This window comes from Bradyrhizobium sp., assembly GCF_016462955.1.
Classification (GTDB): Bacteria; Pseudomonadota; Alphaproteobacteria; order Rhizobiales; family Xanthobacteraceae; genus Bradyrhizobium.
Window position 1 is genome coordinate 1 of record NZ_JAEMSD010000156.1, and the last position, 8,300, is coordinate 8,300.

Annotated in this window: 7 protein-coding genes; 4 read left to right on the plus strand and 3 right to left on the minus strand. The window is 64.9% G+C overall.

The window, feature by feature from the left end:
* Both JHD07_RS17470 and JHD07_RS17475 read left to right on the plus strand, forming a co-directional pair.
* Positions 1-1,434: hypothetical protein (locus JHD07_RS17470; protein WP_291624404.1), on the plus strand; the 1,434-nt coding region annotated here is incomplete at its 5' end.
* A gap of 87 nt (positions 1,435-1,521) precedes the next feature.
* Positions 1,522-1,677, plus strand: a complete 156-nt coding sequence (locus JHD07_RS17475) for a hypothetical protein (RefSeq protein ID WP_291624405.1) — start codon at positions 1,522-1,524, stop codon at positions 1,675-1,677.
* Between the two features lie 83 nt (positions 1,678-1,760).
* Here the strand turns inward: JHD07_RS17475 and clpB are convergent, their stop codons facing one another.
* Positions 1,761-4,400 carry an ATP-dependent chaperone ClpB gene (clpB, locus tag JHD07_RS17480; protein ID WP_291624406.1) on the minus strand — a complete coding sequence of 880 codons (2,640 nt, stop codon included), beginning with the start codon at positions 4,398-4,400 and terminating at the stop codon, positions 1,761-1,763.
* A 255-nt stretch (positions 4,401-4,655) separates the two neighbouring features.
* Between clpB and JHD07_RS17485 the strand changes: the two genes are divergently transcribed.
* The gene (locus JHD07_RS17485; RefSeq protein ID WP_291624407.1) at positions 4,656-5,444 is read left to right on the plus strand and encodes an MOSC domain-containing protein; all 789 of its coding nucleotides are present in this window, start codon (positions 4,656-4,658) and stop codon (positions 5,442-5,444) included.
* Between the two features lie 202 nt (positions 5,445-5,646).
* Here JHD07_RS17485 and JHD07_RS17490 read toward each other — a convergent pair whose 3' ends face one another.
* Positions 5,647-6,447 carry a TIGR02594 family protein gene (locus JHD07_RS17490; protein ID WP_291624408.1) on the minus strand — a complete coding sequence of 267 codons (801 nt, stop codon included), beginning with the start codon at positions 6,445-6,447 and terminating at the stop codon, positions 5,647-5,649.
* A gap of 214 nt (positions 6,448-6,661) precedes the next feature.
* Between JHD07_RS17490 and JHD07_RS17495 the strand changes: the two genes are divergently transcribed.
* Positions 6,662-7,525: an alpha/beta hydrolase gene (locus JHD07_RS17495; protein WP_291624409.1), complete on the plus strand. Its 864-nt coding sequence runs from the start codon at positions 6,662-6,664 to the stop codon at positions 7,523-7,525.
* 113 nt (positions 7,526-7,638) lie between these two features.
* On the opposite strand, the gene metW is transcribed toward JHD07_RS17495, so the two are convergent.
* Positions 7,639-8,300 (minus strand): methionine biosynthesis protein MetW (gene metW / locus JHD07_RS17500; RefSeq protein ID WP_291624410.1); only part of this gene is annotated, 662 nt, incomplete at its 5' end.

An 8,300-nucleotide genomic window follows, 5' to 3' on the forward strand; every position in this document is an offset into this window, starting at 1 on the left:
GTCGACATGGCCGGACGTAGCGCCAAGGTTGCAATCCCGGCACCGGTCGGAATGGCCGACGATATCGCATTCGCGCCCGACGGCACCATGGCTTGGACCGGATTCCTCGCCGGCGATCTCTATGCGCGCAAGGGCGACGGCCCGGTCAAGAAGCTCGCCTCCGGCCTGCCCGGCGTCAATTCGCTTGCCTTCCGCAAGGACGGCCGGCTTTACGCCACCACCGTTTTCCTCGGCGATGCCCTCTATGAAATCGACGTCGAGGGCGTCAAGCCACCGCGCCAGATCATGGAGAAGATGGGCGGCCTCAACGGTTTCGAGTTCGGCCCCGACGACAAGCTCTACGGTCCGCTCTGGTTCAAGGGCCAGGTCGCAAGGGTCGATGTCGACAAGGCCGAGCTGACCGTCGTTGCCGAAGGCTTCAAGATTCCGGCCGCGGTGAACTTCGATTCCAAGGGCAACCTGTTCGTCATCGACACCGCGCTCGGCCAGCTCGTCAGGGTCGATCCCAAATCAGGCAGCAAGACCATGGTGGCGCAATTGAAGCCGTCCCTGGACAATCTCGCCATCGACGACAAGGACCGCATCTACATCTCCAACATGGCCGATAACGGCATCCAGGAGGTCGATCCCGCGACCGGCCAGGCCAAGCAGATCATCAGCGGCAAGCTCGCGCTGCCCGGCGGCATCGGTGTCACCTCGGAGAACGGCAAGGATACGATCCACGTCGCCGACGTGTTCGCCTATCGCACCGTGGACGGTGCGACCGGCGAGGTCACCGAAAAGGCGCGCATGCATGCCGCCGGCACGACGCTCGAATATCCCATGAGCGCGACGGCGAAGGGCAACGACGTGATCCTGTCGAGCTGGTTCACCGGCACCGTGCAGGTGATCGACGGCAAGACCGGCGCGACGCGCGACATGCTGCACGGCTTCAAGGCGCCGCATGACGCGGTCGTGCTCGCCGACGGAAGCATCCTGGTATCCGAGCTCGGGGCCAAATCACTGGTCAAGGTGAGCGGTGAGCACGGCAAGGACCGCACCACCCTGATCGGCGATCTCGAGGGTCCGATGGGGCTCGTCCGCGGCGCCGGCGACGAGGTCTACGTCACCGAAGCCTTTGCGGGCGTCGTTTCCAGGATCGACAGCAAGGGCGGAAAGACCGTCATCGCCAAAGACCTTAAGATGCCCGAAGGCATCGCGCGCACAAGCGACGGCCAGCTGATCGTGGCCGAGGTCGGCGCCAAGCGGCTGATCGCGATCGAACCTGAAAGCGGCAAGATCACTGAGATCGCCGCCAATCTCCCGATCGGCCTGACTGGCGCACCCAGCGGCCTGCCGACGCATATCCCCACCGGCGTCGCGGTCGGCGCCACGGGTACGATCTATGTCAGCTCGGACGTAGAGAACGCGATCTACAAGGTGACGAAGAAGTAGCATCCGTCGGAACATGACCTGACCGCGGAACCCGCACCCGGGCTCCCGGTTGGAGGCTGACGGAAGCCGACCACAGGAGGATCGCCCATGACGCGCCTCTCACGCGACGACGTCGTCAAGGCCGTGAACCGCGCCGACGACGTCACCATCGCCCAGATCATCGGAACCGGCGCCACCGCCGACATTTTGTCGGAGCTTGATGAGGACGAGGACGACGGCGTCGAGCCGGGCTCCGCCCCCTAATCAAGCCAGCCTGCAAAGCAAAACGCCCCGGAGAGATTGCTCTCTTCGGGGCGTTTATCGTTTCAGGCTTCAAACGCCAGTTCTCAATTCAGCTTCCGCTTCGACACCGGCGCCTCGAACTGCGTGATCTCCGCCGTCTGAGGTGCCTTGCCGTTGAAGGTCAGCACGTTGCCTTCGGACGAAATCGCCACGGTGTCGCCGTCCCTGACGTCGCCAGCCAGGATCATCTCGGCGAGCGGATCCTGGAGGTGACGCTGGATCACCCGCTTCAGCGGCCTTGCGCCGTAAGCAGGATCCCAGCCCTTGGCGGCGAGCCAGTCGCGGCCGGCAGCATCGAGGCTCAGCACGATCTTGCGATCGGTCAGGAGCTTCTGGAGACGTGCGAACTGGATCTCGACGATCCGGCCCATCTCGCTCCGCTGCAGGCGGTGGAACAGGATGATCTCGTCGACACGGTTGAGGAATTCGGGGCGGAAATGCGCCCGCACCGTTCCCATCACCTGCTCGCGCACGGCCGAGGTGTCTTCCCCCTCCGGCTGGTTCACCAGATATTCCGAACCGAGGTTCGAGGTCATGATGATCAACGTGTTGCGGAAGTCCACGGTGCGGCCCTGACCATCGGTCAGGCGGCCGTCGTCGAGCACTTGCAACAGGACGTTGAAGACGTCGGGGTGCGCCTTCTCGATCTCGTCGAACAGCACCACCTGGTAGGGCCGGCGCCGCACCGCCTCGGTGAGCGCACCGCCCTCGTCATAACCGACATAGCCCGGAGGCGCTCCGATCAGCCGCGAGACCGAGTGCTTCTCCATGTATTCGGACATGTCGAGGCGGACCATCGCGGTCTCGTCGTTGAACAGGTACTCCGCGAGCGCTTTCGTCAGCTCGGTCTTGCCGACGCCGGTCGGCCCCAGGAACATGAACGAGCCGGTGGGGCGGTTCGGGTCCTGCAGGCCCGCGCGCGAGCGGCGCACGGCGGTCGCGACCGCACGCACGGCCTCGGCCTGGCCGACGACGCGTTTGCCGAGCTGCTCCTCCATCTTCAGGAGCTTCTCCTTTTCGCCTTCCAGCATCTTGTCGACAGGCACGCCGGTCCAGCGCGAGACCACCTGCGCGATGTGGTTGGCGGTGACCGCCTCCTCCATCATCTCACCGGAGTTCTCCTTAGCTTCGATATCCGCAAGCTGCTTCTCCAGCTGCGGGATCCGGCCATAGGCCAGTTCGCCGGCCTTCTGGAATTCGCCGCGCCGCTGCGCGTTGGCGAGCTCGACACGCAGACCATCGAGCTCGGCCTTCAGCTTCTGGGCATCGGAAAGCTTGTTCTTCTCCGCGCTCCAGCGCGCCGTCAACGCCGCCGACTTCTCCTCGAGCTCGGCAAGGTCCTTCTCCAGCGTCTGGAGCCTGGACTTGGAGCCGGAATCGCTCTCCTTCTTCAGCGCTTCCTGCTCGATCTTGAGCCGGATGATCTCGCGGTCGAGCGAATCCAGCTCTTCCGGCTTGGAATCGACCTGCATCTTCAGCCGCGCCGCCGCCTCGTCCATGAGGTCGATGGCCTTGTCGGGCAGGAAGCGGTCGGTGATGTAGCGGTTGGACAGCGTCGTCGCCGCCACCAGCGCGGAATCGGTGATCCGCACGCCATGGTGCTGCTCGTACTTGTCCTTCAGCCCGCGCAGGATCGAGATGGTGTCCTCGACCGAGGGCTCGCTGACGAAGATCGGCTGGAAGCGCCGCGCCAACGCAGCGTCCTTCTCGACGTGCTTCTGGTACTCGTCGAGCGTGGTCGCGCCGATGCAGTGCAGCTCGCCGCGGGCGAGCGCGGGCTTGAGCAGGTTGGAGGCGTCCATGGCGCCGTCGCCCTTGCCGGCGCCGATCAGCGTGTGCATCTCGTCGATGAACAGGATGAAGGTGCCCTCGCTGCCGGTCACTTCCTGCAGCACCGCCTTCAGCCGCTCCTCGAACTCGCCGCGATATTTCGCACCCGCGATCAGGGCGCCGAGGTCGAGCGAGAGCAGCTTCTTGTCTTTCAGGCTTTCGGGAACGTCGCCATTGACGATGCGCAGCGCGAGCCCTTCGGCGATGGCGGTCTTGCCCACGCCGGGCTCGCCGATCAGGACGGGGTTGTTCTTGGTCCGGCGCGACAGCACTTGAATCGTACGGCGGATCTCCTCGTCGCGGCCGATGACAGGATCGAGCTTGCCGTCGCGCGCCGCCTGGGTCAGGTCGCGGGCATATTTCTTCAGGGCGTCATAGGCGTTCTCGGCAGTCGCGGAGTCCGCCGTGCGCCCCTTGCGCAGCGCTTCAATGGCAGCGTTGAGGTTTTGCGGGGTGACGCCGCCCTTGGCGAGGATGGTGCCGGCCTCGCTGGTCTTCTCCAGCGTCAGGCCGAGCAGGAGACGCTCAACCGTGACGAAACTGTCGCCCGCCTTCTCGCCAGCCTTCTCGGCGGCGTCGAAGGTGCGGGCAAGGTCGGGCGCCAGGTAGATCTGGCCGGCGCCGCCGCCGGAAACCTTCGGCACCTTGTTGAGGGCGTCCTCGGTCGCCTTCAGGATCGCACGGGAATTGCCGCCAGCGCGATCGATCAGACCGGCTGCGAGCCCTTCATTGTCGTCCAGGAGGACTTTCAGGACGTGCAGGGTGGAAAACTGTTGGTGCCCCTCGCGCATCGCGAGCGACTGCGCAGACTGGATAAAGCCCCTGGAGCGTTCGGTGTACTTCTCGATGTTCATCTTTTCTGTCCCTCGGCCTGCCCCTGGGGCCCACTTAGGCACCCCAATACGGCATCTTCACTGGGTTTCCGCTGACCGCCTTGAGGTTTCTCAAGCGGTAACGGTCGTGTTTTGCCGACGCTGCCGCCGGCCTGAGCCAGATGTGGGAAGCGGGTTGCGGATGCGAAAGAGGCAAGTTCACAATTTCGTGCGCACCAATTTCGTACGCTTTTGGGCGGGCTTGGCGGCGGCAGGCCGAATCCCTTAAGTAGCCGCATGACCTTCAGCCACACTGCCGAGATCACCGGCCTCTACCGCTACCCCATCAAGGGCCTGACGCCGGAGCGCCTGTCGCGCGTCCCTTTGCGGACGGGCCAGACCCTGCCGGCCGACCGCCGCTACGCCATCGAGAACGGCCCAAGTGGGTTCGATCCCGAGGCGCCCCAGTGGAAGCCGAAAATCCAGTTCCTGATGCTGGCGCGCAATGAGCGCCTGGCGGCGCTCGACAGCCGGTTCGACGATGCCAGCAATGTCCTGACCATCCGCAAGGACGGCCAGATCGTCGCGAGCGGCGATCTCGAGACCGCGGCCGGGCGCGCCGCCATCGAGGCCTTTTTCAGCGCGAACTTTCAGCCCGAATTGAAGGGGCCGCCCAAGGTTCTCTCGGGCCGCGACCACAGCTTCTCCGATGTCGCCCGCAAGGTCGTGTCCATCATCAATCTCGACAGCGTCCGCGCCATCGAGGCCATGCTCGGCGGAGTCGCCGTGCATCCGCTGCGCTTCCGCGCCAATCTCTACGTCGAGGGCTGGCCGGCCTGGTCGGAGCTCGATCTCGTCGGCCAGACGCTCGCGATCGGGCAGGCCCGCCTGAAAGTGGTCAAACGCATCGTCCGCTGCCCGGCCACCAATGTCGATCCCATCACCGCCGAGCGCGATCTCGAGATCCCGCCCACGCTCTCGCGCCATCTCGGCCACATGGATTGCGGCATCTATGCCGAGGTGGTCGAAGGCGGCGAGATCGGCGTTGGTGACGCGGTGGCAGTGGAAGAGCCGAGATTGGTGTGAGCCGCTCTCTCGTCGTCCCGGACAAGCGCGCCCTAAGCGCGCGCCGATCCGGGACCCATAACCACAGGAAGTGGTTTGGCGAAGACTCGTGGCTACCAGCTCGCGCGACGACAAGAGCCTGTGGATATGGGTCCCGGGCTCGCGCTTCGCGCGCCCCGGGACGACAGTATCGCCTGATGCGAAGGCTCGCGCATCACATGCCTCAATTCGGCATCACATACGCATAGATCCTGCCGCGCGAGACCGGCGCTTCGCGGACCCGGTTGCCGTTGTTGCCGGAGATCATGATCGGATTGCCCTGCGCATCGATGCCGGTGATGATGCCGACATGACCGCCGCGGCGGCCGCGCGACATCACGGCGATGGCGCCGACCTGCGGGCCGGACACACGCGTGCCGTAGCGCGCGAACGAGCTCGCCATGTCGGACCCGGTGCCCTGATGGCCGGTCTTTTGCAGCACCATGTTCATGAAGCGTGCGCACCACAGACTGCCGCGGCCGGTCGGATTGCCGCCGATATAGCGCCGCGCTTCCGAGACGAGACCGGAGCCGCCGCCGAAGCCGCCGCTCATGGCGGCGTTGTCGCCGCTGCCCGCATAGCTCGCCTGCACGGCCGGGCTCATGTTGCGCGCGCGGCTGACGCGGCCGGATCGGCCGACATTGCGACCCTGCATCTCGGCGCCGCCCCATGAGTTCATGTTCGAGCCCATGTAGCCGTTCGCGTTGAAGTTCATGCTGCCGCCATTGGCGTTCGGGTCGTAGCTCGCAAAGCTGTTACCGAAGCCCGCCTGCAATTGCGCTGCGTTGCGCTCGAAGCCCGAGCTGCGCGCGTGGGAGCGATAATGATGATATCTGCCGGCATGATGCGCGTGAGCGTATCGCTCTGCGCTGTGACGATGATACGGCCGTGCCGAGGCCGGAGAAACCAACACGGCGAACGCCGCGAAGAACAGCGCCAGCGCGACAATACAACGCGACAGGCGAGACGCAAACAACTCGAACATTCTTCATCCTTCTTGACACCCCCACTTCCCACCGGCCCGTGCAATGACCGGCATCCGCTTGGCCGTTAAGCCGCCCGATGTGGCGAGAAAAAGACGAGACGTCCGGGAATGGCTGCGATGATTTTGTGTCGATGCTCCGCTGCTGCTGCCGCATTGCCGACACGGGCATTAACTGCGATCCTCGAACACGGCTTGAAACAGAGGGAAACGGTTAATGCCCCACGCCACGACCAAGGACGGCGTCCGCATCTATTTAGAGGAGGCGGGCCAGGGAACGCCGATACTTTTTCTGCACGAGTTCGCGGCCGACTACACCAATTGGGAGCCGCAGATGCGCTACTTCTCGCGCGGTCACCGCTGCATCACCTATTCGGCGCGCGGCTATACGCCGTCCGACGTGCCCGATGGCGAGGTCTACACCTACACGCATTTCTACACCGACGCGCTCGCAGTGCTCGACCATCTCGGGATCGATCGCGCCCATCTCGTGGGATTGTCGATGGGCGCCTACTCCTCGCTCCAGATCGGGCTCAACGCGCCGCAGCGCGCGCTGTCCATGACGCTCGCCGGGGTCGGCTCCGGCTCGGAGATCGAGAACCTGGAGGCCTGGCGCAAGCAGTGCCGTGCCAATGCCGAACAGTACGACACGCTCGGCTCGGTGGAAGTCGCAAAGGTCACGCGCGAGGCGCCGAGCCGAATCCCCTTCCTGGTGAAGGATCCGCGCGGTCACGCCGATTTCTATGCCGCGCTGGCGCGGCACGATGCCAGGGGCTCGGCCAACACAATGCGCGGCTTCCAGGGCGGCCGTCCCTCGATCTACACGATGACGGAGGCCATCAAGGCCGTCGCGACGCCCGCGCTGATCATCTGCGGCGACGAGGACGATCCCTGCGTCGGGCCGAGCCTGTTCCTGAAGAAGCACCTGCCCGCGGCGGGCCTCGCGATGTTTCCGAAGTCGGGCCATGTGCTCAATCTGGAAGAGCCCGCGCTGTTCAACGAGAGCGTCGAGCGGTTCGTCACGCTGGTGGAGGCGGGGCGCTGGCCGGTGCGGGATGCGAGGTCTTTGGCTCCACATTAGCTGTCATTCCGGGATGCGCCGAAGGCGCAGACCCGAATCCATCGGGCCGCAAACAGTGTGGCACGATGGATTCCGGGCTCGCGCTCCGCGCGCCCCGGAATGACGGAGAGAGATTATTTCCCCCCGCCCCGGCTCAGCAGGAACACCGCCTGCTCGCCGAACATGTTCCACACCCACCAGGGCAGGTTCAGCGGCACCGGGCGGCCGTAAAGGTCGAGCGCCACCGAACGCTCCATCTTGACGTTGATCTCGTCGCAGAGCTCGACGAAATCCTTGATGGTGCAGAAATGGATATTGGCGGTGTCGTACCAGGTCGCAGGCAGATTCTCGGTGCGCGGCATGTGGCCGCCGATCAGGAGCTGGAGCCGCATCTTCCAGAACCCGAAATTCGGGAACGACACGATGGCGCGGCGACCGATGCGCAGAAGATTCTCCAGCACCACACGCGGCTGCCGCGTCGCCTGCAGCGTCTGCGACAGGATCACGTAGTCGAAGGCATCGTCGGGATAATTGACGAGATCGGTGTCGGCGTCTCCCTGCACCACCGCAAGCCCTTTGGCGACGCAGCGGTTGACGCCCTCGCGCGACAGTTCGATGCCGCGGCCGTCGATGCCGCGGGCCTCGAGCAGCTGAAGCAGATCGCCCTCGCCGCAGCCGACATCGAGCACCTTCGAGCCCGGCTTGACCATCTCGGCCACCAGCAGATGATCGACGCGATAATCACCGGAGGGCTTGGCCGCAACGCCGTCCAGCGGCAATACTTCCTGCACGGACA